Origin of the sequence: Kribbella sp. VKM Ac-2571 (assembly GCF_004362255.1) — a bacterium.
In the GTDB taxonomy this organism is placed as follows: domain Bacteria; phylum Actinomycetota; class Actinomycetes; order Propionibacteriales; family Kribbellaceae; genus Kribbella; species Kribbella pratensis.
Window position 1 is genome coordinate 237,471 of sequence record NZ_SNWS01000014.1, and the last position, 26,713, is coordinate 264,183.

Sequence of the window (26,713 nt, forward strand, 5' to 3'; positions counted from 1 at the left end):
CCCCGGTGAACTACGATCGCGTCGCCATGCTTAACAGATTCCGGCAGTTCTGGACCAAGGTGATCACGCCGATCGCCACCCTCCTGCTCAAACTCGGCGTGAGCGCCGACGTGGTCACGCTGGTGGGCACCATCGGTGTGTCCGCCGGAGCGCTGATCTTCTTCCCGCGCGGCCAGCTGTGGATCGGCACCGTGGTGATCACCTGTTTCGTGTTCTCGGACCTGATCGACGGCCACATGGCCCGGACGTCGGGTACGTCGTCGAAGTGGGGCTCGTTCCTCGACTCGACGTTGGACCGGATCGCCGACGGCGCGGTCTACGGCGGCCTGGTGATGTTCTACGCGAACTCGAAGGCCGGCGACTCGACGCTGATGGCGGCCGTGACGCTGTGGGCGCTGGTGATGGGCGCGGTCACGTCGTACGCGCGGGCCAAGGCGGAAAGCCTCGGCCTGAAGGCGAGCGGTGGCCTCGCTGAGCGCGCGGATCGCCTGGTGTTCACGCTGGTCCTCGCGTTCTTCTCCGACGTCCTCAACCTGCCGATCCTGCTGGAGATCGTGATCTGGTACGTCGCCGCGGCGAGCACGATCACCGTTGTCCAGCGGTCGCTCTCGGTGCGCAAGCAGGTCCTGGCCGACCCGTCCAACGCCGGCCTCGACACGCCGCCGCCGGACTCCAAGGCCTGATGGAACGGGTCCGGCACCGGGTCGTCGACCTGGCCTTCGCGCTCGCCTGGACCCTGGTACGACGCCTGCCCGAGCGGACCGTCACGTGGCTGTTCCAGTACGCCGCGGACCGTACGTTCCGCGGCAACGGTCGCGGCGTACGGCGATTGCGCGGCAATCTGGCCGCCGTGCGTCCAGAAGCAGACGAAGCCCAGATCGACGAGCTCACGCACGCCGGGATGCGGTCGTACCTGCGTTACTGGCAGGAAGCGTTCCGGCTGCCCGAGCGGACCGACGAGCAGATCGTCGGCCGGGTCCGGACGGTCAACGAGAAGGTGCTGCGCGACGCGTACGCCGCCGGGCAGGGCGTGATCTGCGCGCTGCCGCACCTGGCGAACTACGACCACGCGGGCGCCTGGGCCGGGCTGACCGGGATGCCGGTGTCGACGGTCGCGGAACGCCTGCAGCCGGAGTCGCTGTTCGACCGCTTCATCGCGTACCGGAAGAAACTCGGCATGGAGGTGCTTCCGTTGACGGGCGGTGACGACGACGTCACCGGCGTACTCGCGGACCGTCTGCGGGCCGGGGGATTCGTGTGCCTGGTCGCCGACCGGGACCTGTCCGAGCGCGGTGTCCCGGTCACGTTCTTCGGCCGGCCGTCGCGGATGCCGGCCGGACCGGCCGCCCTCAGCCTGAAGACCGGTGCGCCGCTGATCCCGGCGACGCTGCACTACGACGGCCCGGATCTGGTCATCACCTTCCACGACGTGGTCGATGCCGAGGGCGGCGCGGCGGCGATGACCCAGCGCTGCGCCGACGCCTTCGCGATCGGGATCGCCGAGCACCCGCAGGACTGGCACATGCTGCAGCGGATCTTCCTCGACGGGTGAGAATTGAGCCGTGAGGATCGGCGTGGTGTGCCCGTACTCGCTGGGCACGCCCGGCGGGGTGCAGAACCACGTCCGCGACCTCGCCGAGGCGCTGCTGTGCCTCGGCCACGAGGTGTCGGTCCTGGCCCCGGTCGACGAGTCCTCGGACAGCGCGATCCCGCCGTACGTCGTCTCGTCCGGACGGGCCGTCGGCGTGCCGTACAACGGGTCGGTGGCGCGCGTGACGTTCGGTCCGCGGACGGCGGCGCGCGTGAAGAGCTGGCTCGCCGACGGGGATTTCGACGTCGTCCACGTCCACGAGCCGACCACGCCGAGCGCGTCGATCATCGCGCTGTGGTCCGCGGACGGGCCGTTCGTCGCCACGTTCCACACCTGGCAGGTCCGGTCCCGGGCGATGAGCGTGGCGTCCAGTCTGCTCCGGCCGGCGCTGGAGAAGATCGACGCCCGGATCGCGGTGTCCGAGAACGCGCGCTCGATGATGGTCCAGCACATCGGCGGTGAGGCTGTGGTGATCCCGAACGGCCTCTACACCGCCCGGTTCAAGGGCAGCCCGCGCCCGGAGTGGATGGGCGAGGACGGCACGATCAGCTTCCTGGGCCGGCTGGACGAGCCGCGCAAGGGACTCGGCGTGCTGCTGGACGCCGTACCAGCGATGGTTGCCGAGCGTCCACGGTTGAAGATCCTGGTCGCCGGATCAGGGCAAGCCGATGTGCCGCCGCCGCTGAGGTATCGGGACAACGTGCTGTTCCTGGGCGCGATCGACGACGAGGCCCGAGCGGACATGCTGGTCGGTTCGGACGTTTACGTCGCCCCACATCTCGGCGGCGAGAGCTTCGGCATCGTGTTGCTGGAGGCGATGGCGGCGGGTGCACCGGTGCTGGCGAGTGACCTGCCTGCTTTCCGGCACGTACTGGAGGGTGGACAGCTGGGGGAGCTGTTCGAGCCCGGTAACGCCGGCGAGCTGGCGGCCCGTGCTCTCCGGCTGCTGCGTCGACCTGATGAACGCGAGCGGCTCCGCGCCGTCGGCCTGGCCGCCGCATCGAAGTACGACTGGTCGGTCCTGCTGCCGGATCTGCTCTCGGTCTACGAACTCGTCGCCCGCCGGCTCAGGTGAGTTTGGCGGCCGTTGCGTTGATCTCCTCCAGGTCTCCCGGGGTTGGGTGCCAGGGGAGCTGGAGGGGGTCGTCCTTGTAGCGAGGGATGACGTGCAGGTGGGTGTGGAAGACGGACTGCCACGCCTCGGCGCCGATGCAGCTCAGCAGGTTGGCGCCGTCGGCGTCCAGGCGGTCGATCACCCGGGAGATCAGCGACTGGGCGAGCAGGGTCGCGGCGGTGAGGTCCTCGGGAGCGGCCTCGCGGAGATCGGCCGAGTGTTCGCGCGGCACCACCAGCAGGTGTCCGGTCGTCCCGGGGTTGATGTCCATGAACGCGATCGCCCGGTCGGTCTCGGCGACCCGCGTGGCGGGGATGGTGCCGGCCACGATCCCGCAGAAGATGCAGTTCTCGCTCATCGGCCAAGGCTATACACTGCGCGGGCCGAACCCTGCCCATTTGCACTGCCCATCTGCACCTGGAGCCCGATGCCGGACGAACTCCTGCACCCGACCGTCGGCGCCGGCGTGGACATGTCGGCGCGCCCGTGGCGCTTGATGTCCCAGACGTACGTCGCGTTCTTCGGCGGCGTGCTCGCGTCCACGGCCGTGGCCTTCCTCAACGCGCGCCGGCTCGGCGTCGACGCCGCCAAGCGCCGGCTGATCCTGCTGACCGGCCTGGTCGGTCTGCTCGCGGTGATCGGCGTGTTCGTCCTGCTGTACGACGATGCCGGTCTCACGTCGGGTGTCCGGGTCAGCATCCGCGTCCTCGCCGTACTGTGCTGCCTGGTCCAGCTGCGGCTGCAGCGTCCGATGGACCGCGCGTTCCAGTTGCGGGGCGCGGACTACGGATCCCTGTGGGGCTGGGGGATCGCGGTGACGATCGGCGGCGCGATCGCCGAGGCGTTGATCCTCTTCCTGGTGACGGTGGTGCTGTGAACGAACCGAGCGAGGCACGGCTGCGGATGGCAGCGCACTGGCTGCAGATCGGCCGCCCCGAGCGCGTGCTCGACGAACTGCAGGGGCTGTCCGGCGACGCGGCAGTGGACTACCGGGCGTACTTGTTCCGCGGCGCCGCCCTGCACGCGTTGGACCGGGACGCCGAGGCGGTCGACGTACTGCGGGACGGCCTTGCCCAGCACGGTCCGTTCCCCGCGATGCTCCACGTCCTCGGGTCCGCGCTGCGTTCGGAGGGCCGTTTGCCCGAGGCCGAGGCCGCGTTCCTGCAGGGCCTGAGCCTCGACCCGAACGATCCGGATCTGTTGCTCGGGTACGCCCACGTCTGCTTGGCGGCTGGGCAGGCCGAGAAGGCGAGTGCCCTTGTCGAGCGTGCGGCGTCGCACGCGCCGGAGAGTGTGGCGGTCTCGGCGGCTCGTGCGCAGGTGGCGTTCGCGCTCGGCAAGGACCGCGACATGCACCGGCACAGCACCGAGGCCTTGTCGTACGACCCGGAGGACCCGAACGCGCGGGCGTTGCACGGTACGGCGTCGATGCTGACCGGCGACTCGCGAGCCGGATACAACTCGTTGCGGTCGGCCGCCGCCTCGCAACCGGGTGACGCCGACCTGCGAGCCGCCGCCCGCGAGGCGAAGCTGTTCAACCACCCGCTGATGGTTCCGCTGCGGCCGTTCGCCCGCATCAATCCGTTGGTCGTCTGGGTCGGCGCGGTCGCGGTCATCTACGGCCTCCGCGCGGCCGGGCTCGCGCCGCTGTCCTTCGCGTTCGCCATGGTCTGGCTGGGCTTCTGCGTCTACTCCTGGGTGGTCCCACCACTGGTCCGCCGCTGGATCAACAGGAAATGGGGATCATGAGTAACGACCGGATCGAGGCGCTGCGTAAGGCGGTCGACGCGGCGCCGGACGACGTACTGCTGCGACTCGTTCTCGCGGAGTCGCTGGCCGCTGCCGGTGAGATCGAGGAGGCGCTCGATCAGTACGTCGTACTGCTCGATCAGCACGGGCTACCCGATGACCAGTTCGTGCCGGTCGGTGAACTGGCCGCGGCGAACGGGCGGCTCGCCCTGCTGCGGAACCTGCTCGAAGCGGCTCGTCAGCGCGGTGTGGTCGAGGGGACCGGGCGGTTGCAGCAGCTCGTCGACGGCATGATCGCCGAGCGCAGCGGCGTACGGATCAAGGTCGGGCCGGAGGACGAGCAGGATCCGCTGACCCCGGACACGCCCAAGGAGACCACTACCTTCGACCAGGTCGGAGGGATGGAGGAGATCAAGCGCGTCATCCACCGGATGGTGATCCTCCCGCTGAGCCGGCCCGAGCTGTACGAGAAGTACGGGCGGAAGTCCGGCGGCGGCGTGATGCTGTACGGACCGCCCGGCTGCGGCAAGACACTGCTGGCGCGAGCGACCGCTGGGGAGTGCGGCCTGCCGTTCGTCAACGTCCGGATCGAGGACGTGATGGACCCGTACCTCGGGGTCTCCGAGCGCAACCTGCACGCCGCGTTCGAGCGTGCCCGCGCCAACTCGCCGTGCGTGCTGTTCCTCGACGAGCTGGACGCGCTCGCGTTCGCACGGCACAAACACGGCGGGTCCGAGGCGCGCCGGCTGGTCGACGTACTGCTGCAGGAACTCGACGCGATCGGCTCCGAGAACGAGGGCCTGCTGGTGCTCGCCGCGACCAACGCGCCGTGGGACGTCGACGAGGCGATGCTGCGCCCCGGCCGATTCGACCGGGTGATCTTCGTGCCGCCGCCGGACGAGCCGGCCCGCGCCGACATCCTGTCCGTGCTGACCAAGGAGGTTCCGTCCGACGGCCTCGACCTGAAGGCGCTCGCCGGGCAGACCGCGATGTTCAGCGGCGCCGACCTGCGCGCGCTGATCGAGCGCGGCGTCGACAAGGTGATCGACGAGGCGCTCTCGACCGGTGGCGAGCCGCCGCTCGCGATGCGGCACCTCACCGACGCGTTGACCGCGGTGAAGCCGTCGACGCTCGACTGGCTGCACCGCGTCCGCTCGTACATCGAGTTCGCCAATCAGAGCGAGCGGTACGACGACGTGGCGGCGTACCTCAAGTCCCGCGACGTACGCCGCCGCCTCAGCCGCGACCCGAAGAGCTAGCGCCCCGCAACAACCGTTCGACCCGCAAATCCGCCAACTCGACCGACCGGCGTCGTACCCCGCGCTGCCCCGTGACGTGCTCGAGGGCCCAAACCGGTTTGGGGAGTCCTACCTCCCCGGATCGGGTGGTAGGACTCCCCGGTCTGTGTGCGGGCGTTCCCCAAACTGGTTTGGGGAGTCTTGCCTCCCCGGATCGGGTGGTAGGACTCCCCGGTCTGTGTGCGGGCGTTCCCCAAACCGGTTTGGGGAGGACGTTCTAGGTCATTTGAGTTTGGACGCGATCGACTCCGGCATCGGCTCGTAGCGGGCGAACTCGCGGGTGAACGACGCCGCGCCGTGCGACAGCGAGCGGAGGTCGATGGAGTAGCGGGTGATCTCCACCTGCGGTACTTCGGCCTTCACCAGCGTCCTGTTCTCGCCGACCTTGTCGGTCCCGAGCAGCCGTCCGCGACGCCCGGACAGATCGCTCATCACCGCGCCGACGAGATCGTCGGGCACCAGCACCGACACCAGGTCGACGGGCTCCAGCATCGCGACCTTGGTGGCCGCCGCGGCCTCGCGAAGCGCCAGCCCGCCGGCCATCTGGAACGCCATGTCGGAGGAGTCGACGCTGTGCGCCTTCCCGTCGCGCAACGTGACCCGGATGTCGACCATCGGGTACCCGGCCCCGACGCCCTTCTCCATCTGCGCCCGGATGCCCTTCTCGACGCTCGGGATGAACTGCCGCGGCACCGCACCGCCGACCACCTTGTCGACGAACTCGAAGCCCGACCCGCCCGGCAGCGGCTCGACCTCGATGTCGCAGACGGCGTACTGACCGTGCCCGCCGGACTGCTTCACGTGCCGTCCGTGGCCCTTGGCCGGCCCGCTGAACGTCTCCCGCAGCGGCACCCGGAGCTCGACGGTGTCCACGGTCACGCCGTACCGGTTCGACAGCGCGTCCAGTACGACGTCCGAATGCGCCTCGCCCATGCACCACAGCACGATCTGGTGGGTCTCCGGGTTCTGCTCGATCCGCAGCGTCGGATCCTCGGCCGCCAGCCGCTGCAGCCCGGCGCCGAGCTTGTCCTCGTCGGTCTTCGCGTGCGCCTGGACCGCGATCGGTAGCAGCGGCTCCGGCATGTTCCACGGCCGCAGCAGGAGCGGGTCCGCCTTGTCGGAGAGCGTGTCACCGGTTTCCGCGCGGGTCAGCCGGCCGATCGCGCACAGGTCACCCGCGATCACCTGCCCCGCGGGGCGCTGCGTCTTGCCGAGCGGGAACGACAGCGAGCCGATCCGCTCGTCCTCGTCGTGGTCCTCGTGCCCGTGCGTCGCCCCGTTCTGTGCACCGTCGTGGTCACCGAAGAAGGACGTGAAATGGCCCGACACGTGAACTGTCGCGTCGGGCCTGATGGTGCCGGAGAACACTCGCACCAGGCTGACCCTCCCGACGTACGGGTCCGACGTCGTCTTCACCACCTCGGCGAGCAGCGGTCCGGCGGTGTCGCACGTGAGACCTTTGCGGGGGACCCCGTGCGGGGTGAAGACGTCCGGGAGCTTGTGCTCGAGCGGCGACGGGAAACCGCTGGTGATCACCTCGAGCAGCTCCAGCGTGCCGACCCCGGAGGCGCTGCAGACCGGGATCACCGGGAAGAACGAGCCGCGCGCGACCGCGCGTTCGAGGTCGTCGATCAGCACCTTCTGGTCGATCTCCTCGCCGCCGAGGTACCGGTCCATCAACGACTCGTCCTCGGACTCCTCGATGATGCCCTCGATCAGCGTGCCGCGCAGTTCCTCGATCTGGCCGGCGTACGACGGGTCCGGCGCCGCGACCGAACGTTTGCCGCCGGCGTACTCGAAGTACGACTGGGAGAGCAGCCCGATCAGCCCGTCACCAGCGGGCAGGTACAGCGGCAGCACCTTGTCGCCGAACGCGGCCTGCGCCGTGGCGAGCGCGTTCTGATGGTTCGCGCGGGCGTGGTCGAGCTTGGTGATCACGACCGCGCGCGGCATCCCCACCTGGTCGCACTCCTGCCAGACCGTCCGGGTCGGCTCGTCGACGCCCTCGCTCGCCGAGATCACGAACAGCGCGCAGTCGGCGGCGCGGAGCCCGGCCCGCAGTTCACCGACGAAGTCGGCGTACCCGGGCGTGTCGATCAGGTTGATCTTGACCTTTCCCTGGCCGCCGTCGTGCGGCAGCGAGGCGAGCGACAGGCCGACCGAGCGTTGCTGCCGGATCTCGGCGTCGTCGAAGTCGCACACCGTGGTTCCGTCCAGGACGGTGCCGGGTCTGTTCAGGACTCCGGAGGCCACCAGCAGGGCCTCGACGAGGGTGGTCTTGCCGGAGCCCGAAGGGCCGACCAGGACCACGTTGCGGATGGCTGCCGGGTTGTCCACAGCGGGCGCGGCTCCGGTGCCTTGGGAAGTGTTCGCCTTGTCTGCCATGACGTTCCTCCTGGTCCACCCACGATTCCCCTAACCGACACTTCGCACAAGGCCCCTCAGCTCGCGGATTCGTGTCGGGCACGCAACCCCGGACCCCGCCCGTCGGTAGGGTCGCGGCATGCGTAGGGCTTTCGGGGTCGTCATCAGCACGTTGGTCGCCGTCCTGGCGCTGGCTGGTTTCGCCGTACCGGCGAGCGCGGGTACGGCGGACGCCGGGGACGAGATCAAGAACTTCAAGATCGACTACAAAGTCTCCGCGGACGGGGTGCTGCACGTCACGGAGACGATCGACTACACGTTCGGGAGCACCGGCCGGCACGGGATCTACCGCGACCTGGTCACCCGTGAGCCCTACAAGGACGACGACTCCAAGGACCAGGAGTACCAGGTCTCGAACATCGAGGTCTCGTCGCCCTCGGGTGCCCCGGCCGAGTTCACCGACAAGACGTTCGAATCGAACAAGGGCCGTTACAAGGACCTGCAGATCAAGATCGGCTCCGCCGACGAGACGATCTCCGGGTACGAGGCGACGTACGTCATCAAGTACGACGTACGCGGCGCGCTGCGGCACTTCGACGATCACAGCGAGCTGTACTGGGACGCGACCGGCAGCGCGTGGAGTGCGGACATCAAGCAGGTCGACATCAGCGTCACGGTGCCGGGCGGGGTGCAGAAGACGGACTGCTTCCAGGGACAGACCGGGTCGACGCAGGAGTGCACGAGCACGGTCAGCGGCGACCAGGGTGTCTTCGGCGGCACCGATCTAGCCCGCGGCGAGGGGATGACGATCGTCGCCGGGATCCCCGCCGGCGCCGTCCAGAACGACACCCCGATCCTGGTCGATCCGCCGAGCTGGCTGGAGCGCAACGGGGTGTCCTGGCCGTCGCTGATCGGCTCCGGTATCGCGACCGTGGCCGCCATCGTGCTCGCCGCGCTCTACGCGAGGTTCGGCAACAAGGACCAGCGGTACGCCGGAATGCCGCCGGGAGCGTTCCCGCCCGACGGGATCGCCGCGCAGCCGGTGAAAGACGACCTGACCGAGGATCAGATCCCGGTTGCGTTCGCGCCGCCGCGGATCCCGGTCGCCGAGGGCGGTCTGCTGATCGACGCGAAGGCGAACACGACCGAGACGGCCGCGACGCTGATCGACCTGGCGGTGCGCGGCGGCGTACGGATCGACAACGACGGCTCGTCGCAGAAGGCGGTGCTGCTGAATCCGGCGGCCGCGACCGCACCCCACGAGCAGGCGCTGATGCTCGGCCTGTTCCCGGGGCTGCAGCCGGGCATGGAGGTGCAGCTGAAGCGCGGCGCGGTGGGTGACAACACGATGCGGAACGCGCACAACGAGATGATCAAGGCACTCCGTGACCAGGTGAAGGCTCGCGAGTGGTACCTGCGGATGCCGCGGGCCGGTGGCGGCTCGGCGTTCAAGAACGGTTTCGGCTGCGCGTGTATGGCGATGATCGGGATCTGGGTCGTCGGCGCCGGCCTGATGGGCACCGTGGTCAGCGCCGCCACCGGCGGGCTTGGCCGGGCGGTCGTCGTCGCGGTGCCGGTGATCGCGGTCATCGTTGCCATCGGCATCTGGATCGCGATCCGAGGCCGCGGGCAACGGAACCCGGCCGGACGCGCGGTGGCCGACCAGCTGATCGGCTTCCGGAAGTACCTCGCAACGGCCGAAGCGGACCAGCTGCGCTTCGAGGAGGGCGAGGACATCTTCTCGAAGTACTTGCCCTGGGCCATCGCTTTCGGTCTCGCGGATCGATGGCAGAAGGTGTGCGAGCAACTCGTCGCCGCAGGTCGTATCCCGCCTGACCCGTACTGGTACTCCGGGCCGTCCTACTACACCTCCGGCTGGACCGCGGGCGCGGTCGGCGCGACCGTCGCGAACACCTTCAGCCCGCCGCCGACACCCTCCAGCTCCGGCGGTGGCGGCGGCAGTTCGTCCGGTTTCAGCGGCGGCTCCTCCGGCGGCGGTGGCGGCGGCGGAGGCGGCGGCAGCTGGTAGTTGCGACCTCTACGCTCGGTAATGTCGCGGGTATGCGTCGTGCGCTCGGGGTAGTTGTCGGCCTGCTCGCCGTCGGGATTGCGCTGGCGGTGTACGCCGTACCTGCGTCCGCCGCGATCGGGGACCGGGTGCGGTCGATGGCGATCGCCTACGAGGTCGGCGCGGACGGCGTACTGCACGTCACCGAGACGATCGAGTACCACTTCGGCGACACCGACCGGCACGGCATCTTCCGCGATCTCGTCATCCGGGAGCCGTACGCGGACGACCCGTCGAAGGACCAGCGCTACGACGTGACCAACATCCAGGTGTCGTCGACGACGGCCCCGGACGAGTTCGACCTGTCGACGACGAAGACGAACAAGGCCCGTCGCGTTCGCACCGCCGGACATCACCGCCGCGGAAGGCGGTCTGCTGCTCGACGGCAAGGTGGACACGACCGAGGTCGCGGCGACGCTGGTCGATCTGGCCGTGCGCGGAGCGATCCGGATCGAGGGTGCGAACGACATACGGACAGCGGTGCTGGTGGACGCCGGACTCGCAACGGCGTCGCACGAGAAGGCGTTGTTGAGGGGGCTGTTCCCCAAGCAGCAGCCCGGTGCCGAGGTGCGGCTGGTGGCGCCTGCGGTCGGGGACACGCGGCCCCAGCGGGCCGCGGAGGGCTTGGGCGAGGCGCTGTGGAAGCGGGCCGAGGAGCAGAAGTGGTACGTCCGGATGCCGCCTCGCCCGAAGGTCGTGGAGTCCTCGGAATACGGCTGGGTGCCGTTCGGCTGTGGGGTTTTCCTGGCAGTGCTGGTCGGGCTGATCAGCTTGATCGTATGGATGGTGAAGTTCGGTGCGCCGTACTGGCTGGGTCCGACGATCGTCGTCGCGTTGCCCGTTCTGGCCGTCCTGAACGCCCTCATCGACCTGATCCTGCAGAACCGCAAGGGCTGCCGCGATGCGCTCGGGCGGGCGATCACCGACCAGGTGATCGGTTTCCGTCAGTACCTCACCACCGCGGAGGCGGATCAGCTGCGCTTCGAGGAGGGTGAGGACATCTTCAGCAAGTACCTGCCGTGGGCTCTGGTCCTCGGGCTGGCCGACCGCTGGCAACAGGTCTGCCGCGAGCTCGTCGACGCCGGCCGTCTGACAGCGGCTCCGGCCTGGTACTCCGGGTCGAGCTCGTACTACGACTCCGGCTGGACCGCCGCAAGTATCTCCACGACGGTCTCCAGCACGTTCGCCGAGCCGCCCTCGCCGTACACCGGAGGCGGCTCGTCCTCCGGGTTCTCCTCCAGCAGCTCGTCCTCGTCGTCCTCAGGCGGCGGGGGAGGCGGTGGTGGCGGCGGGAGCTGGTAGCTCAGACCGTTCCACCCGCGGCGGTCGGGGCCGTGGGGTCAGTGCCGGCGTCGCCGACGCTCTCGCGGGCCAGGTAGTCCTCGAGGTGGAAGAGGTTGTCGCCGGCGCGCTTGGCGACGTTGACCAGAGTCTTCATGGCCGCGACCTCCTCGACCTGCTCCTTCAGGAACCACTGCATGAACTGCTCGCCGATGTAGTCGCTCTCGTCACGGGCTGTGCGCGCGAGCGTCTCGATCTGCTTGGTGACCGTGATCTCCTGCGCGAGCGCGAGCTCGAGCGGCTCCAGCGCGGTCTTGAAGTCGTTCTCGACTTCGCCGACCGACGGGATGTGCGGGCGGATGTCCTTGTCGAGCAGGTACTGGACCATCATCATCGCGTGGTTGCGCTCTTCCAGTGACTGTTTGTAGAAGTGCGCGGCCAGCTGCGGCAGGTCCTGGTCGTCGAACCAGACAGCGACTGCCACGTACTGCTGTGAGGCCGTGAATTCGTTACGGATCTGTTCCTGCAGGAGTTTCTCGTACGTGCTCATTCCGTCAATCTAACGGCCGCCCGCCGAATCCACACCCTTGGGGAGCCTGACCTAACCGGCGCGTTTGCGTCCCAGTTCGACCACCTCGGTACCGCCTCCGGGCAGGCTGATCCGCACCGTCGTACCGTCGACGGCGACATCGATGCCCTCGGCAAGCGCCTCCGGCCGGAGCGCGTCGCGGGTCAGCAAGACGGCGTTCACGAGCACCAACGGCTCCCCGTGATGCGATGCCGTCAGGTACGGCGTCGCCGAGTGCGCGCCGTACGGGTTCACTCCGAGCCCGCGGTGCACGCCGGCTGCGTCGTACCCGTGCAGGCCGACCACCGCCGACACCAACCCGTCTGAATTCCGTGTGGAGGCGGCCCTTTCGCTGACCGTTGCCTCTGGCAAAGAATCGCCCGCGACCGCGAATCCACCGCTGCGCACCAGTGCTCCATCAAGGCCGTCGACCAGGGCACACCGGATCTCCCAGCCGCTGTGCACCACCGACGTGATCTCGATCGCCCACGGTCCTTCGTCGCCGAGCCAGGCGTTGTGCCACGAGGACGCCGTACTGCCGTCCACACCGAGCCGCCGGATCCGCCCGCGCCCGCTGGCCAGACCCTCGGGGGAGACCAGCGAGATCAGGTTGTCGACGTGCGGCTCGTGATCCGACAGGTCCGGGCCCGCGTGGTTCGCGTACGCCAGCCGGTTGTAATGGGCATCGCCCGCCGGCTCCGGGCCTTGCGGCTCGGACACAGGCGCGTGGTCCGCCCCGTGGTTCACCAGCTGCACCACCTGGTCGTGACGGCTCCCGTGCACGATCCACCCCGGCTCAGGCATCGCGCGGAGCTGGTCCGCGTCGTCCAGCGGAATGGAGTCCTCCGGGTCCGCCCACACCGGATGCTCCGGCGGCAGGATCAGCCCGACGAACCCCTTCGAGGCCCAGTACGGCGAACCCGGACCGGAGTACTGCTGCGTCGTCGGCAGGAACGTGTCGTACCACCCGAGCGTCAGCACTCCACGCTCGTCCGGCACCCCGTGCTGCACGAAATGCCGTGCGATCCCCGAGCACAGCCGCCGCGTCTCACCCGGCGTCAACGGCGTCGAGTCGAGGATCGCGCCCATCCAGTACGGCGCCGCGGCCGCCATCCGGTAGGTCAGCGACCGCCCCTGGTAGATCGGTGCACCATCGTTCCCGACCAGGTGTACGGCGTCCTCGAGGAAGAGCTTGATCCGCTCCTTGTAGAGCTTCAGCCGGTCCTCGTACTGCGCTCCCGGCGTGACGGCGGCCATCCGCGCCCACAGGCCCGGGTACAGGTGCATCGCCCAGCCGATGTAGTTGTCGAAGTTCTGCCCGTCGCCGTCGGAGTACCAGCCGTTGCCGACGTACCAGTCCTCGATCCGGTCCAGGCCGCCGTCGATGTCGTCCTGCGAGTACGGCGCTCCGACCGACGCGAGGAACTGCTCGCTGACGACCTGGAACAGCCGCCAGTTGTTGTCGTGCGTCGTCGACCCGATGAAGCCGCCGAGCCACTCCGCGACATGCTCCTGCGCCCGCGTGTCGAGGCGGTCCCAGATCCATTCGCGGGTCTCGTGCAGCGATACCGCGATCGCCGCGGCCTCCACCATCTGCTGCGATCGCGGGGTGAGCCGCAGCCACGCCTCCGGGTGGTCCGGGTTCGCGCCGTTCGCGACGCCCCGCGCGTACCGCTCGATCAGTTCCTCGCAGCCCTTGCCCTGAACGCCGGCGATCCGGAACGCGGCGAGCATGAACGACCGGGCGAATCCCTCCAGCGCGTCGGACGCCGTACCCGACCGGCTCGGCCGCCCCGGCAGCTCGACCAGGGACGCGCCGGGGGAGAAGTACGGAACGAGCGAGTCGAGCAGATGGTCCGCGAGCGCCTCCCAGTGCGCCCGCACCCATCCGGTCTGACGGGACAGTTCACGATCGGTGTCGGGCAGGATCAGGCGGGTCATGCGAGCCTTCCTAGTTCCGCGGGGCTGATGGCGTGTTCGAGGGGCTGGCCGGCGGCGAGACGTTCGAGTTCGCTGACCGCGAGCTCGCCGAGACGGGCGATCTCGTTGCCGACGGCACCGGCGACGTGCGGGGTGACGAAGACGTTCGGCAGGTCGAGCAGCGGCGAGTCCGGCGGCAGCGGCTCCGGGTCCGTGACGTCGAGGATCGCGTCGATCCGGCCGGTCACGCATTCGCGGATCAGCGCCTCGGAGTCGATGATCTTGCCGCGCGCCGTGTTGATCAGCGACGAGCCGTCTTTCAGCAACCCGAGCAGCCGCGCGTCCACCAGGCCGACTGTCTCCGGCAGCAACGGAGCGTGCACGCTGAGGATGTCACTGCGACGAAAGAGCGTGTCGTTGTCGACCAGCTCCGCGCCGAGCGCCGCGGCCTCGTCCGGGGTCAGGTACGGGTCGCTGATCAGCACATCGAGGTCGAACCCGCGCAGCCGCTCCGCGACCATCTTCGCGATCCGCGACGCCCCCAGCAGACCAACCGTCGACCCGTAGCTGCCCGGCATCGCATGCGCGTCGGCCTTGAGCCGCTCCAACCGGTACTGCGCCGCGAGCCGGAACGCCCGCTTCCCGGCCAGCACGATCGCCGCGACCGTGAACTCGGCGACCGGCTGCGCGTTCGCCGTGGCCGCCGACGAGACCAGGATCCCGCGGTCGAACGCCGCCGGATCGACGATCGCCTTGACCGAGCCGGCGGCGTGCAGGATCGCCTGCAGCTTCGGCGCCGCCTCCAGAACCTCCGGCCCGATCCGCGGGCACCCCCACCCGGTGAGCAGTACGTCGACGTCCGGGAGCGCCGCGCGTACGGCGGGATCCGCGAGGAAACTGGAACCGGGTCCGACCGGCAGCACAGTGGCGATCGCGTCGAGGCGCTGCCGGACCCGCGGTACGAGGACGCGGTCGCGGCTGGCGTCGTTCATCGCCAGCATGACGGTCAGGGCGGAGTTCGGCTCAGGGCTCACGACGATAACCTAGCAAGCGCTTTCCATCGCTGTCTCGCCGACCGCCGAGTCTTGGAACATCCTGAATCTTTCCGGCAACTTCCGCAGGCTCGGAATTACTCCGCGACATCGCGGCGTTGGAGAGGATAGAACTGCCTGTCAGTCTGTTGGAAGAAGTTGCGAAGGAGACGACGATGCTGCGACCGGACGACCTCTACGAGATCGTCGACGAGTCGGTGGCGACCGGCCCGGCGGCGACGCCGAAGGTCCTGGTGCACTCGCTGGACGGGTTCATGGACGCCGGCCAGGCCGGCCGCGTGACCGCGGACCACCTGCTCGAGGTGCTGGACCACAGGCTGCTGGCGCGATTCGACGTCGACCTGCTGCACGACTACCGGGCCCGGCGGCCCGAGGTGACGTTCGCCGAGGACCGGTTCACCGACTACACCCCGCCGCACCTGAGCCTGCACCTGGTGACCGACGACGCGGGCGTCGACTTCCTGCTGCTCGAGGGCGCCGAGCCGGACAACCACTGGGACCGGTTCGCCGGGGCAATCCGGCAGCTCAACGAGCTCTACAACGTCACGCTCACGGTCGGTGTGCACGGCATTCCGATGGGTGTCCCGCACACGCGGCCGCTCGGCCTGACAGCGCACGCGACGCGGCCCGAGCTGGTCACCCGCTCGAACATCTGGGACGGCGAGATGCTGCTGCCCGCGAGCGCCGGGACGATGCTCCAGGTCCGCCTCGGCGAAGCGGGCAAGGACGCGATGGGCTTCGCCGTCCACGTGCCGCACTACCTGGCCGAGAACCGGTTCCCGGGCGCCGCACTGGCCCTCGTGCACGCGATCTCGGCCGCGACCGGCCTGCTCCTCCCTAGCAAGGCCCTGCTCGACGAAGCAGCCGTCACCGGTCGGCTGGTCGACGAGCAGGTCGAGGCTTCCGAGGACGCCAGCGCAGTCGTCAAGGCCCTCGAGACCCAGTACGACGCCGCCGAAGGCTCCCTCACCCGCAAGAGCCTCCTGGCCGACTCCACTCCGTCGGCCGACGAACTAGGCGCGGAAGTAGAACAGTTCCTCGCCGAACTCAACCGCGAAGACAACGACTAGCTCGATCCACCGCCCACCGCCGCGTGTTGGGCCATTGAGCGGGAACCGGGGGCGTTGCACAGGTTATTGCCTGTGCAACGCCCCCGGTTGTTGTTCGAACACACGGCGGTCGGTCGGTCGTCGGCGGCGACGTGACGGTTTCCACAGTGGGTACGGCGTTGCGTGGCGGGTGGGGCTGTCAGGATGAGGCATGCCTGAGTCGCTGGAGGATCTGGTCGAGCTGCTCGACCTGGAGAAGATCGACGTCGACCTGTTCCGCGGTCGTCAGCCGCAGACCTCGATGCAACGGGTGTTCGGGGGACAGGTGCTCGGCCAGGCGCTCGCGGCGGCCGGGCAAACCGTCGACGCCGAGCGCGTGGTGCACTCGTTGCACGGGTACTTCCTGCGCGCCGGCGACACGTCCGTGCCGATCGTGTACCGCGCGGAGCCGACCCGCGACGGCGGGTCGTTCAGCAGCCGTCGAGTCGTGGCGTCGCAGAACGGCAAGCCGATCTTCTACATGTCCGCGTCCTTCCAGCGGCCCGAACCCGGTCTGGATCACCAGGATCCGATGCCCGACGACGCCGTACCGCCGGAGGAAGCGCCGCGACTCGCGACCGTCCTCGAGGCGCGGTCCGGCCGGCCGGCCGCCGACTGGGACAAGGAGTGGGCCGCGCTCGACGTACGACTGGCCGGAGTCACCGGCCGGCAGTTCTGGATAAGAGCCGCCGGCAAGCTGCCCGATGACCCGGCCCTGCACGCGTGTGTGCTGGCCTACGCCAGCGACCTGACGCTGCTCGGCGCCAGCCTGCTCCCGCATGGCATCGTCATCGGTGACCGCCGCATCCAGCCGGCTTCGCTCGATCACGCCCTCTGGTTCCACCGGCCGTTCCGCGCCGACGAGTGGCTGCTGTACGACCAGTCGTCGCCGTCCGCCTCCGGAGCCCGCGGCTTCGCGACCGGCCGCCTCTACAACGAGGCAGGCAGCCTCGTCGCGTCCGTTGCCCAGGAAGGTCTCATCCGTCCTGTCGGCCTCGACCTCGAAAGCTAGTCGCGGCTTATCGGGCCTGTACGGCGCGTGCGACGGCGTCGGCGACCCGATCGGGGTCGGGGATGGGAAGGCCCGTGGCGACGCGGATGGCAGGTGGACCGGGTTTCGTCCAACTGGCGCTCGCACCGGCGACGGCGATGCCGTGCGAGGCGAGGACGAGGAGCGCCTCGTGTTCGCTGCGGACCGGCACCCAGATCGCGAGGCCGTCGACGCCGGTCGCCTCGACACCGCGTGCGGCCAGCAGTTCCGTGAGGTGGTCACGGCGTTCCCGGTACGCCGTACGCGCGGTGGCGATCGCGGTCTTCGACAGGTCGTCGTCGAGCAGCCAGCCGAGCGCGTTCTGCAGCATGCGGCTCGTCCAGCCTGATCCGAACTGCCGGTAGACGCGGACACGCTCGATCGGCTCGGCGGCGCCGGCCATTACGGCGAGACGGAGGTCGGGGGAGTGCGACTTGGAATAGCTCCGCACTAGCACGCTCTGAGCCGGCAGCACCTCGCCCACTCCGTGGTACTCGAACGAGCTCAGCTCGCCGAGCCCGTCGTCCTCGATGACGAGGGTGTCGGTCCCGGCGAGCAACGCCGCCAGCTCGTCACGGCGCGACGGCGTCACCGAGGCGCCGAAATGTGAGCTGCTCCGCGGCTCATAGATGAACGCGACTGGATCGTGCTGGAGCGCCGCTCGCAGCGATTCCGGGACCGGCCCCTCCGCATCGGTCGCGACCGGCACCGGCCGCGCGCCGACGTTGTCGAGGATGTCCAGCAGTCGAGGAGTGGCGGGCTCTTCGATCGCCACGTGTTCGCCGGGGACAACCGTCGTACGCATGAGCAGGAGGAGACCTTCGTAGCCGCCGTTCACGCACATCCAGTTCTCGGTCTCGAAGGGCCACGCCCGGGCAGCGGCCGCGCGAAGCGGCCCGCTGATCGAGACCACCTCGTAAGAGTGCAGGTCGGGGTCGCGAAGTGCATGGGCAAACGCACCGGACATGTCCGGTAGCAGGGCCGGATCCGGGATCGCGCGGGTGAGGTTGAGGGTCTGATCCGGCCAGAGACGGGAGATGTTCTCGTAGCGGGTCGGTCTGGGGACCGCGAGCCCGCCGAGCACCCAGGTGCCCTGCCGTCCGCCGCCGGCGACCACGCGTTGCTTGCGCAGGGTCGCCCAGGCCGCGGACACGGTCGCCGGGCTGACGTCCAGCCGGGGAGCGAGCGCGCGTACGGTCGGAAGTCGGGTCTGCGGCTCGAGCTCACCGTGCCGGACCAGCCGGGAGATCGCCGCCGCGATACCCGCCGCGCTGGGCTCGGTGATCTGCTCGGCGAGCCAGGCCGACGACACCGCCGGACCGTCCTGCGGTGGAACGTCTTCGGCCATGCCTGCCCCCAGTTTTTGATCAGTAACATTTGAATGCATTGTTCGGATGATCGCGCTGAACATAGGCTACCGAACAATCGAGCTCGCGACAGCGACGTCGCGCATCCGACCCGGACCCCACGAGAGCGTCCCGGCATCGAAGGAACGAACCGCGTGAAGCTTCACCTCGGCGTACGCCATTGGGACCATATGATCCCGTTGGCCCTCGGCGACGTCCCCGGCCCGACCGTCACCCGGCTGGAGGCGACGCCGGATCTGTGGGGCTCACCCGAGTACGACGGTGGCGAGACCTCGTTCAGCCGCTACGTCCGCGCCCGTGCGGCCGGGGACGACCGGGTGGTCGCGCTGCCGATCTTCCTGATGCGCGGCTTCCGGCATCGCTGCATCATCGTGCGGCGGGACTCGACGGCCGAGACGCCGGCGGACCTGAAGGGCGGCCGGATCGGCCTGACCGGCTGGCCGGACAGCGGCAACACCTGGACCCGCGCGATCCTCGCCGAGGCCGGCGTCGGCATCCGTGACGCCGACTGGCAGGTCGGCCCGCTGACCGCGGCCCACCCGGTCGTGGACCGCATCGGGGGAGTTGCTGTCGGCAACAACATCCGGCACACCGCCGACGGTGCCCGGCTCGTGGATCTCCTGCTGGACAAGGAGCTCGACGCCGTGATGACGCCGTTCATGCCACCCGGTTTCCATGCCGAGGATTCGCCGTACCGCACGCTGTTCCGCGACACTCGCGCCGAGGAGCGGGAGTACTACGGTCGCCACGGCTACATCCCGGGCATCCACTTGCTTGCCCTGCGCAAGGAAGTGCTGGAGGAGCGGCCTGAGATGGCTCAGCAGCTCATCGACCTGTTCGAGCAGGCGAAGCAGCTCAGCTTCCAGCGCCGGAACAAGCTGATGGACATCACCCCCTGGCACAACGAGGAAATCGGCGTCACCACCAGGATCTTCGGACCGGACTGGATGCCGTACGGCGTCTCCGCCGACCGCCGTATGGTCGCCGCGTTCCAGGACCACCTCGTGGCGCAGGAGTTGCTCGCGCAGCCGGTGCCTGCTGAAGACCTCTTTCCCTACCAGATCGACCCGTTGGAGAAGATCGCATGAGTACGCTGAACGTCTCGGCCGCGCAGTTCGTCGCGAGCGTCGACTGGCAGGAGAACCTGGACAGGGCGACTCAGCTCATCAAGCAGGCCGACGCCGACGGCGTCGACCTGCTCGTGCTCCCCGAAGGCGTCCTCGCGCGCTTCATCGAGGAGCGTGAGCGCATCCGCGAACATGCCCAGCCGCTCGACGGGCCCTTCGTCACCGGCCTGCTCAAGGCGACCGAGGGTCTTCAAGTCACCGTCGTCGTCGGCATCCACGAGAAGTCAGCCAACGACAAGCCCTACAACACTCTCGTCGTCGTGAAGGACGGCGCCATCACCGGGCTCTACCGCAAACTCCACCTGTACGACGCGTTCAGCCAACTGGAGTCCGACAACGTGACCCCGGCCGACGTCGTCCCCGAACTGATCGACGTCAACGGTTTCAAGGTCGGCCTGATGACCTGCTACGACGTCAGGTTCCCCGAACTGTCCCGCCTCCTCGCCCTCGACGGCGCCGACGTACTCGTGCTGCCGGCCGCCTGGGTCAAAGGCCCGCTCAAGGAACACCACTGGCAGACCCTCGTCACCGCCCGCGCGCTCGAGAACACCGTGTACGTCGTCGCGAGTGGTGAGTGCGGTCAGCGCAACATCGGCCAGAGCCTCATCGTCGACCCGCTCGGTGTCCCGCTCGCCCAAGCCGCAGAGGAGCCGGCCACCATCACGGCCGTCGTCTCCCGGCAGCGTCTGACCGACGCTCGCCGCCGCCTGCCGGTCCTGATCAACCGGCGCTTCTCCGTCAGCCCCACCCCTCGACCGGTCGAAGCCGTCCCCACCAGCTGAAGCCGTAGGAGTAGTCGTGTCCATCCCCCGCAGCACCACTCTCGCCGTACTGGCCGCAAGTCTGCTCGGCGTGGCCGCCTGCACCGCAGACCCGGTCGACACCAGCACCAAGGCCAACGCGAAGGCGCCGGCCGCCGCGATCCCGCAGCAGCAGGTCGACAAGACCCTGCACGACCAGCTGCCGGACAAGATCAAGACCGCCGGCAAGATCGTTGCCGTCAACAACGGCTCGTTCCCGCCTTACGTAGTCGTCGGCACCGACAAGGACACCTCCATCGAGGGCGCGACCGCCGACCTGTCCCAGGCGATCAGCCAGCTGCTCGGCATCCGGATCGAGCACACCACCGTGGACGGACTGGCCAGCGTCCTGTCCGGGATGCAGGCGAAGCGGTACGACCTGGATCTCGGTCCGACCGGCGATTTCGTCGAACGGCAGAAGCAGGCGACCTTCATCGACTACGTCCAGGAGTACGTCGTCTTCGCCGTGCACAAGGGGAATCCGAAGGGCATCGACGGTCTGGACACCGCGTGCGGCAAGCGGATCGCCGTTCAGGCAGCGGGATCCGCGGAGAAGGTGATCAAGGCGCAGTCGGCCAAGTGCGTGGCGGCCGGGCAGCCCGCGGTCGAGGTGCAGTCGTACAAGGACCAGCCGTCGTCGATCCTCGCGGTGCAGTCCAACCGGGCCGACGCGTTCTTCTCCTCACAGGCGCCACTGACCTACTTCGTCGCGCAGTCCGGTGGCAAGCTGGAATTGGCCGGCGTTGGCAAGGGCAACGGTTTCGAGGACCTGTTCCAGGGTGCGCTCGTGCCGATCGGGTCGCCGCTGGCCGACGTACTGCTCGCCGCACTCGAGAAACTGCATGCCAACGGCACCTACGACGCGATCATGGCGAAATGGGGGCTGGAGAAGAACAAGCTGGCCAAACCCGGCCTCAACCTCGGGAAGGGCTGACCATGGCAACCACGGTGCAGGACGCTCCGGCCGCCGGCCTGGAGCTCGACGTCCGCAACGCGGCGCACCGCAAACACCCCTGGCGCTGGCTGTCAGCGCTCGTCGTACTGGTGTTCGCCGCGCAGCTGGTCAAGATGCTGATCACCAACGACAACTTCGGCTGGGACGTGGTCTGGAGCTGGTTGCGGGCCGAGTCGATCGTCCGGGGCCTCGGCATCACGCTGATGCTGACGGTCGTCGCCATGGTGATCGGCGTCGTGCTCGGCGTACTCCTCGCGGTCTGCCGGATCTCGGCCAACCCGCTGTTGCGCGGTGCCGCCGGACTGTACATCTGGTTCTTCCGCGGTACGCCGACGCTCGTGCAGCTGATCTTCTTCTACAACCTGTCCGCGCTGCTGCCCAAGCTGAACCTCGGCATCCCGTTCGGGCCGGTCTTCGCCAGCGTCGACACGAACACGCTGATCACCCCGTTGCTGGCAGCGATCCTGGGCCTCGGGCTGAACGAAGGCGCGTACATGGCCGAGATCGTCCGCGGCGGTCTGCTCTCGGTCGACCCCGGCCAGCGTGAGGCGGGTCAGGCGCTCGGGATGAAGAACTCCCGGATCATGAAGCGGATCATCCTGCCGCAGGCGATGCGCTTCATCGTGCCGCCGACCGGCAACCAGGTGATCAGCATGGTGAAGGCGACCGCGCTGGTCAGCGTGATCGCACTCTCCGACCTGCTCTACACGGCGCAGTCGATCTACAACCGGACCTTCGAGACGATCCCGATGCTCATCGTGGTCTGCCTCTGGTACCTCGCGATTACGTCGGTCCTGTACGTCGTCCAGTCGTTCATCGAACGCCACTACAACCGCGGCGCGCGGCATCAGGCTCCCAGCTTCTGGGACTTCTTGCGTATCCGGCCCAGGTCTCAGCAGGGGAGTGCGGCATGAGTACGGCGGTCCTCCAGGCGCGCGGCGTCCGCAAGAGCTTCGGGCACACCGAAGTACTGTCCGGGATCGATCTCGATGTGACGCCGGGCGAGACCGTGGTCGTCCTCGGCCCGTCCGGATCCGGCAAGTCGACCTTCCTGCGGTGCATCAACCTGCTCGAGTCCCTCGACGCCGGCCGCATCACGGTGGACGGCCGTGATGTGGGGTACGACGTGCGCAACGGCCGGCTGCACGAGCTGTCGCCGAACGAGATCGCCCGGCGGCGCAAGGACATCGGCATGGTGTTCCAGCAGTTCAACCTGTTCCCGCACATGACCGCGCTGGAGAACATCATCGAAGCGCCGATCGCGGTCCTCGGGGAGGGGCGACGGGAGGCGACCGCGCGGGCCGTCGAACTGCTCGCCGAGGTGGGACTGGCCGGCCGGGAGAAGGCGTACCCGCGCCAGCTGTCCGGCGGTCAGCAGCAACGTGTGGCGATCGCTCGAGCGCTGGCGATGCGGCCGAAGCTGATGCTGTTCGACGAGCCGACGTCGGCGCTCGATCCCGAGCTGGTCGGCGAGGTGCTCGCCACCATGAAGCGTCTCGCGAGCGCCGGTCTGACGATGGTCGTCGTCACCCACGAGATCAGCTTCGCCCGCGAGGCCGCCGATCGGGTCGTCTTCATGGACGCCGGCCAGGTCGTCGAGCAGGGCACGCCGGAGCAGGTGATCGACAATCCGCAGCACGAGCGAACTCGTGCTTTCCTTTCCCGTTTCCTCTGATACCGTGAAGACATGTTGCAGCGCGCAGTAGTCACGACGACGCCGGACCTCGTCCTGGCGCGCTGACATCTGACTGTCTGACCAAGCCCCGGGGCGAGTGCCCCGGGGCTTTGTCGTGCTCCGTGGGTGGCTCGCCTCAACCCCTCGCCTGAACCCATGGAGGAATCATGTACGACCACCGCAAACTCGGCCGCGAACTCGGCCTGTTCGACTCCGACCCGCTGATCGGCGCGGGACTGCCCTACTGGTTGCCCGCCGGTGCCGCCGTCCGGCACGCGTTGGAGAACTACATCGCCGAGGTGGAACGCAGAGCCGGCTACCAGCAGGTCTATTCACCGGTCCTCGGCAAGCGCGAGCTGTACGAGATCTCGGGCCACTGGGCCAAGTACCACGAGGACATGTACCCGCCGATGGATATGGGCGGTGAGCAACTGGTCCTGCGTCCCAGCATCTGCCCGCACCACGCGCTGATGTTCCGATCCCGCTCACACAGCTACCGCGAACTCCCACTCCGCTACTCCGAGCTCGGCGGGCAGTACCGCGCCGAACTCTCCGGAGCGATCGGTGGCCTGAGCCGGGTCCGCGCGATGCAACTCAACGACGCCCACATCTTCTGCCGCCTCGACCAGGTCGCGGGAGAGGCCTCCGGCGCCTTGAGACTCATCAAGCAGGCGTACGCCGACATGGGCATCAGCGCATCGCGCTACGTCCTCGCGCTGCCATCGGACGACGCGGAGTTCAACAGCCCGGCCAGCAAGTACGTCGGCGACGCGGCGAGCTGGGCGCAGGCCGTCGAGCTGCTCCGTGAGGTGCTGAAGGACGCCGGCGTCGACTACTTCGATGCGCCGGGGGATGCGGCGTTCTACGGGCCGAAGATCGACATCCAGCTGGAGGATTCGGCGGGCCGGGAGTTCAGCCTGTCGACCGTCCAGATCGACTTCCACCAGCCGGAGCGGTTCGGGCTCGAATACATCGGTGCCGACGGCAACAAGCACCGTCCGGTGATGGTGCACCGGGCAATCGTCGGGAGCATCGAGAGAGCGGTTGCTCAGCTGATCGAGGTGCACGGCGGCGCATTCCCGGCGTGGCTGGCCCCGGTACAGGTCGTCGTACTGCCGATCTCCGACGACGAGGAGAAGCTGGCCGCGGAGGTCGCCCGGAGAGCGTCGGACCGCGGTCTCCGGGTCGAGATCGCGCATGCGGACGAGGGGAGTCTGGGTGCCCGGATCCGCGAGAACCGGCTGGTGCCGTACCAGGCCGTCATCGGTTCCCGCGAGGCCGACGGCCGCGAGCTCGCGGTCCGGGAACGCGACGGCCGGCGGTGGGATGCGGCCCCGATCGGCGAGGTGCTGGATCGGATCCGGGCAGCGGCGGATCCCCAGGCCATCGCAATTGCCGACAGCGGCGAGCTATGAGCGTGAAGCTCGGCCGAGGAGCGCGATTGTGATGGCCTGGCGGTTCAGTTCTCCTGCAGCTGCCCGATCAGGTGCGTCACGTCGTGACTCTCGTCGTACAGCGCGAAGTCGATCGTCTTGCCCGTCTGCTGGTAGCCGAACCCGACCCGGGACGGCAGCAGCAACGGCTTGCGGAAGTCCACGCGGACCGTGAAGGCGTCCGGCAACGCGCCGGCACGCTGGAGCGACGCCAGCGCGGCGGCCTTGGCCCACATCCCGTGCGCGATCTGGCGCGGGAACCCGAACGCCTGAGCGGTCAGTTTGAACAGGTGGATCGGGTTCCGGTCGCCGGACGCGGCGGCGTACCGGCGGCCGAGGTTGCCGTGCAGGTCCCACCACGCGCTCGGGCTCAGCACCGGGTCGGTCAGCAGGTCGGCGTGCGCGTCGGGCGTCCCGGACGAGCGGCTGAGCAGGGTGGTGAGATCGCTCCACACCAGCTCCTTGTCGACGAAGACCTCGCTGATCACGTCGAACACAGTGCCCTTCGGATGCGGCCGTTCCGCCGTGCTGTGCACGCGGATCGCCGGTTCGGCGTGCAGCGGGATCGGCTGCTTCTGCGTGATCGTGTTGGACAGGTGCACGATCCCCATCGGCTTGTACGGGAACGAGGGGTCGGACATCAGGTCCAGGTGCAGCGGGAACGCCAGGACATGCGGGTACGTCGGCGGTAGCGCGGGACCCGCCGCGAAGCCGGTCACCTCGCGATACGCGGTCAGGTGGTCCTGGTCGATCGCCGCCCGGGGCAGCTCGAGCGTCAACCCGTCCGCGTCCGGCTCGTAGTCGGCCCGTCGGAGCGTGGCCCGGACGGTGCGTGCGTAGAGCGAGCCGAGCCCGGGGAAGTCGTCGTACCGTCGAGTGGGCATGTCAGGCGCCCAGCATGCTCTGGCCGCAGACCCGCACGACATTGCCGGTCACGCCGGCCGAGGCCGGATCCGCGAACCAGGCGATCGTCTCGGCCACGTCGATCGGCAAACCGGCCTGCTGCAGTGAGTTGATCCGCCGCCCGACCTCGCGGATCGCAAACGGGATCTTCGCGGTCATCTCGGTCTCGATGAACCCGGGTGCGACCGCGTTGATCCGGATCTGCCGCTCGGCCAGGGCGGGCGCCAGCGCCTGCACGAGACCGATCACGCCGGCTTTGGAGGTCGCGTAGTTCGTCTGGCCGTTGTTACCCGCGATCCCGGCCATCGACGACACCCCGATGATCGAGCCGCCGTCGCGGAGCGCCCCGGATTCGACCAGGTGCTTGGTGATCCGCTCCGGCGCGCGCAGGTTCACGTCGAGTACGGCGTCCCACGCGTCGGTGCGCATGTTGACGAGCCGCCGGTCACGGGTGATGCCCGCGTTGTGGACGACGATGTCGAGCCCACCGTGCTGCTCCTGCGCGTGCGCCGCGATCCGCTGCGCCGCGTCGACCGCGGTGACGTCGAGGAGGAGCTCGGTTCCGCCGATCTTGGAGATCACTTTGCGCAGCGGGTCCGCGTTCTGCGGTACGTCGACGCCGATGATCGTGGCGCCGTCGCGGGCCAGTGTGTCCGCGATCGAGGCTCCGATACCACGGGCCGCTCCGGTCACCAGCGCCGTACGACCCGCGAGCGGACGGCTCGGGTCGTTGCTGACCAACGGTCCGGTCCCGATCCGGGCGACCTGGCCGTCGACGTACGCCGACTTGGGGGAGAGGAAGAAGCGGAGCGTCGAGTCGAGTTGCTCGTGCGCGTCCGGGGCGACGTACACGAGGTTGACCGTGGCGCCGCGCTTCACCTCCTTGCCGAGGCTTCGCGTGAAGCCCTCGAGGGCACGCTGCGCGATGTGCTGCTCGGGGGAGCTCGCGAGTTCCGGCGTACGGCCGACGACGATGACGCGACCGGCCGGGGCGAGCTGGCGGACGACAGGGGAGAAGAAGCGCTGCAGGCTGGTCAGGTCCGCGGTCGAGGTGGCGCCGGTCGCGTCGAAGACGATCGCCTTCGGCCGGATCGTGCTCGACGCGACGCCCTCGGTGACGGTACTGAACGAGGCGCCGATGTCGCGCAGCAGCGCCTGGATCGCCTTACCGGCGTCGGTCTCGCCGATCGCGCCGAAGACGACCGGCCCGTCGATCACCGGCGAGCCCTCGGTCCAGCGGGGGAGCGGCGCCGGGTCGGGCAGACCCAGGTTCTTCACCAGCGTCTTGCCGAGCGGCGTCCGGGTGAAGGTCTGGTAGCGATCCGTCATC

General features: G+C 68.9%; 24 protein-coding genes and 1 pseudogene. 17 read left to right on the forward strand and 8 right to left on the reverse strand.

What is annotated here, in order from left to right:
* Window positions 1-26 precede the first annotated feature (26 nt).
* From pgsA to EV651_RS28790, 3 genes are read left to right on the forward strand one after another with little or no spacing between them, the layout of a single operon-like run.
* Complete coding sequence (pgsA, locus tag EV651_RS28780; protein WP_133788370.1) at window positions 27-683, forward strand: phosphatidylinositol phosphate synthase; 657 nt, start codon at window positions 27-29, stop codon at window positions 681-683.
* Window positions 683-1,552: a phosphatidylinositol mannoside acyltransferase gene (locus EV651_RS28785; protein WP_133788371.1), complete on the forward strand. Its 870-nt coding sequence runs from the start codon at window positions 683-685 to the stop codon at window positions 1,550-1,552. The genes pgsA and EV651_RS28785 overlap by 1 nt, the downstream gene beginning before the upstream one ends.
* A gap of 10 nt (window positions 1,553-1,562) precedes the next feature.
* Window positions 1,563-2,666: a glycosyltransferase family 4 protein gene (locus tag EV651_RS28790; protein ID WP_133788372.1), complete on the forward strand. Its 1,104-nt coding sequence runs from the start codon at window positions 1,563-1,565 to the stop codon at window positions 2,664-2,666.
* Here the strand turns inward: EV651_RS28790 and EV651_RS28795 are convergent.
* On the reverse strand, window positions 2,659-3,063 hold the full coding sequence (locus EV651_RS28795) for an HIT family protein (RefSeq protein ID WP_133788373.1): 405 nt from the start codon (window positions 3,061-3,063) through the stop codon (window positions 2,659-2,661). The genes EV651_RS28790 and EV651_RS28795 overlap by 8 nt on opposite strands.
* Before the next feature lie 69 nt (window positions 3,064-3,132).
* On the opposite strand from EV651_RS28795, the gene EV651_RS28800 reads away from it, so the two are divergent.
* The 3 genes from EV651_RS28800 to EV651_RS28810 are packed head-to-tail and all read left to right on the forward strand — an operon-like array spanning window position 3,133 to window position 5,713.
* On the forward strand, window positions 3,133-3,582 hold the full coding sequence (locus tag EV651_RS28800) for a hypothetical protein (protein ID WP_133788374.1): 450 nt from the start codon (window positions 3,133-3,135) through the stop codon (window positions 3,580-3,582).
* Window positions 3,579-4,454, forward strand: coding sequence for a tetratricopeptide repeat protein (locus EV651_RS28805; protein ID WP_133788375.1), 876 nt, complete (start codon window positions 3,579-3,581; stop codon window positions 4,452-4,454). The genes EV651_RS28800 and EV651_RS28805 overlap by 4 nt, the downstream gene beginning before the upstream one ends.
* Entirely contained in the window at window positions 4,451-5,713 is a 1,263-nt protein-coding gene (locus tag EV651_RS28810; RefSeq protein WP_133788376.1) for a tetratricopeptide repeat protein, read from the forward strand. Before EV651_RS28805 ends, EV651_RS28810 begins: the two co-directional genes overlap by 4 nt.
* A gap of 261 nt (window positions 5,714-5,974) precedes the next feature.
* Here EV651_RS28810 and EV651_RS28815 read toward each other — a convergent pair whose 3' ends face one another.
* The gene (locus tag EV651_RS28815) at window positions 5,975-8,137 is read right to left on the reverse strand and encodes an elongation factor G-like protein EF-G2 (protein ID WP_133788377.1); all 2,163 of its coding nucleotides are present in this window, start codon (window positions 8,135-8,137) and stop codon (window positions 5,975-5,977) included.
* Window positions 8,138-8,255: 118 nt separating this feature from the next.
* Here EV651_RS28815 and EV651_RS28820 point away from each other — a divergent pair, with 118 nt between their 5' ends.
* The 3 genes and pseudogenes from EV651_RS28820 to EV651_RS42620 all read left to right on the forward strand — a co-directional run bounded on the left by EV651_RS28820 (window position 8,256) and on the right by EV651_RS42620 (window position 11,486).
* Window positions 8,256-10,145, forward strand: a complete 1,890-nt coding sequence (locus tag EV651_RS28820; RefSeq protein ID WP_133788378.1) for a DUF2207 domain-containing protein — start codon at window positions 8,256-8,258, stop codon at window positions 10,143-10,145.
* 137 nt (window positions 10,146-10,282) lie between these two features.
* Window positions 10,283-10,408 (forward strand): annotated as a pseudogene (locus EV651_RS43380) (DUF2207 domain-containing protein); the annotation flags it as partial.
* Between the two features lie 166 nt (window positions 10,409-10,574).
* Window positions 10,575-11,486 carry a hypothetical protein gene (locus tag EV651_RS42620; protein ID WP_370353515.1) on the forward strand — a complete coding sequence of 304 codons (912 nt, stop codon included), beginning with the start codon at window positions 10,575-10,577 and terminating at the stop codon, window positions 11,484-11,486.
* Between the two features lies 1 nt (window position 11,487).
* On the opposite strand, the gene EV651_RS28835 is transcribed toward EV651_RS42620, so the two are convergent.
* Genes EV651_RS28835 through EV651_RS28845 form a run of 3 tightly spaced genes read right to left on the reverse strand, consistent with a single transcriptional unit; the run spans window position 11,488 to window position 14,987 of the window.
* Window positions 11,488-12,015 (reverse strand): ferritin, encoded by a 528-nt coding sequence (locus EV651_RS28835; RefSeq protein ID WP_133788380.1) that lies wholly within the window; start codon window positions 12,013-12,015, stop codon window positions 11,488-11,490.
* Window positions 12,016-12,066: 51 nt separating this feature from the next.
* Window positions 12,067-13,974, reverse strand: a complete 1,908-nt coding sequence (locus EV651_RS28840; protein WP_133788381.1) for a DUF2264 domain-containing protein — start codon at window positions 13,972-13,974, stop codon at window positions 12,067-12,069.
* Window positions 13,971-14,987 carry a hydroxyacid dehydrogenase gene (locus EV651_RS28845; RefSeq protein WP_238157253.1) on the reverse strand — a complete coding sequence of 339 codons (1,017 nt, stop codon included), beginning with the start codon at window positions 14,985-14,987 and terminating at the stop codon, window positions 13,971-13,973. The genes EV651_RS28840 and EV651_RS28845 overlap by 4 nt, the downstream gene beginning before the upstream one ends.
* A 173-nt stretch (window positions 14,988-15,160) precedes the next feature.
* On the opposite strand from EV651_RS28845, the gene EV651_RS28850 reads away from it, so the two are divergent.
* Window positions 15,161-16,075 (forward strand): proteasome assembly chaperone family protein, encoded by a 915-nt coding sequence (locus EV651_RS28850; RefSeq protein WP_133788382.1) that lies wholly within the window; start codon window positions 15,161-15,163, stop codon window positions 16,073-16,075.
* Between the two features lie 190 nt (window positions 16,076-16,265).
* Window positions 16,266-17,105, forward strand: coding sequence for an acyl-CoA thioesterase II (locus EV651_RS28855; protein WP_133788383.1), 840 nt, complete (start codon window positions 16,266-16,268; stop codon window positions 17,103-17,105).
* A gap of 7 nt (window positions 17,106-17,112) precedes the next feature.
* Here the strand turns inward: EV651_RS28855 and EV651_RS28860 are convergent, their stop codons facing one another.
* The gene (locus EV651_RS28860) at window positions 17,113-18,471 is read right to left on the reverse strand and encodes a PLP-dependent aminotransferase family protein (protein ID WP_166658828.1); all 1,359 of its coding nucleotides are present in this window, start codon (window positions 18,469-18,471) and stop codon (window positions 17,113-17,115) included.
* Window positions 18,472-18,624: 153 nt separating this feature from the next.
* Between EV651_RS28860 and EV651_RS28865 the strand changes: the two genes are divergently transcribed.
* The 6 genes from EV651_RS28865 to thrS all read left to right on the forward strand — a co-directional run bounded on the left by EV651_RS28865 (window position 18,625) and on the right by thrS (window position 24,462).
* Window positions 18,625-19,578, forward strand: coding sequence for a hypothetical protein (locus tag EV651_RS28865; RefSeq protein WP_133788385.1), 954 nt, complete (start codon window positions 18,625-18,627; stop codon window positions 19,576-19,578).
* The gene (locus tag EV651_RS28870; RefSeq protein ID WP_202870545.1) at window positions 19,575-20,399 is read left to right on the forward strand and encodes a deaminated glutathione amidase; all 825 of its coding nucleotides are present in this window, start codon (window positions 19,575-19,577) and stop codon (window positions 20,397-20,399) included. The genes EV651_RS28865 and EV651_RS28870 overlap by 4 nt, the downstream gene beginning before the upstream one ends.
* 16 nt (window positions 20,400-20,415) lie before the next feature.
* A complete protein-coding gene (locus EV651_RS28875; protein WP_202870546.1) occupies window positions 20,416-21,351 on the forward strand; it encodes an ABC transporter substrate-binding protein in 936 nt (311 codons plus the stop codon).
* A 2-nt stretch (window positions 21,352-21,353) separates the two neighbouring features.
* Window positions 21,354-22,286, forward strand: a complete 933-nt coding sequence (locus tag EV651_RS28880; protein ID WP_133788386.1) for an amino acid ABC transporter permease — start codon at window positions 21,354-21,356, stop codon at window positions 22,284-22,286.
* Window positions 22,283-23,047 (forward strand): amino acid ABC transporter ATP-binding protein, encoded by a 765-nt coding sequence (locus EV651_RS28885; protein WP_133788387.1) that lies wholly within the window; start codon window positions 22,283-22,285, stop codon window positions 23,045-23,047. Before EV651_RS28880 ends, EV651_RS28885 begins: the two co-directional genes overlap by 4 nt.
* A gap of 167 nt (window positions 23,048-23,214) precedes the next feature.
* Complete coding sequence (gene thrS, locus EV651_RS28890) at window positions 23,215-24,462, forward strand: threonine--tRNA ligase (RefSeq protein ID WP_133788388.1); 1,248 nt, start codon at window positions 23,215-23,217, stop codon at window positions 24,460-24,462.
* Between the two features lie 44 nt (window positions 24,463-24,506).
* Here thrS and EV651_RS28895 read toward each other — a convergent pair whose 3' ends face one another.
* On the reverse strand, window positions 24,507-25,364 hold the full coding sequence (locus tag EV651_RS28895) for a MaoC/PaaZ C-terminal domain-containing protein (protein ID WP_133788389.1): 858 nt from the start codon (window positions 25,362-25,364) through the stop codon (window positions 24,507-24,509).
* A gap of 1 nt (window position 25,365) precedes the next feature.
* Window positions 25,366-26,712 carry a 3-oxoacyl-ACP reductase gene (locus EV651_RS28900; RefSeq protein ID WP_133788390.1) on the reverse strand — a complete coding sequence of 449 codons (1,347 nt, stop codon included), beginning with the start codon at window positions 26,710-26,712 and terminating at the stop codon, window positions 25,366-25,368.
* Between the last annotated feature and the right edge of the window lies 1 nt (window position 26,713).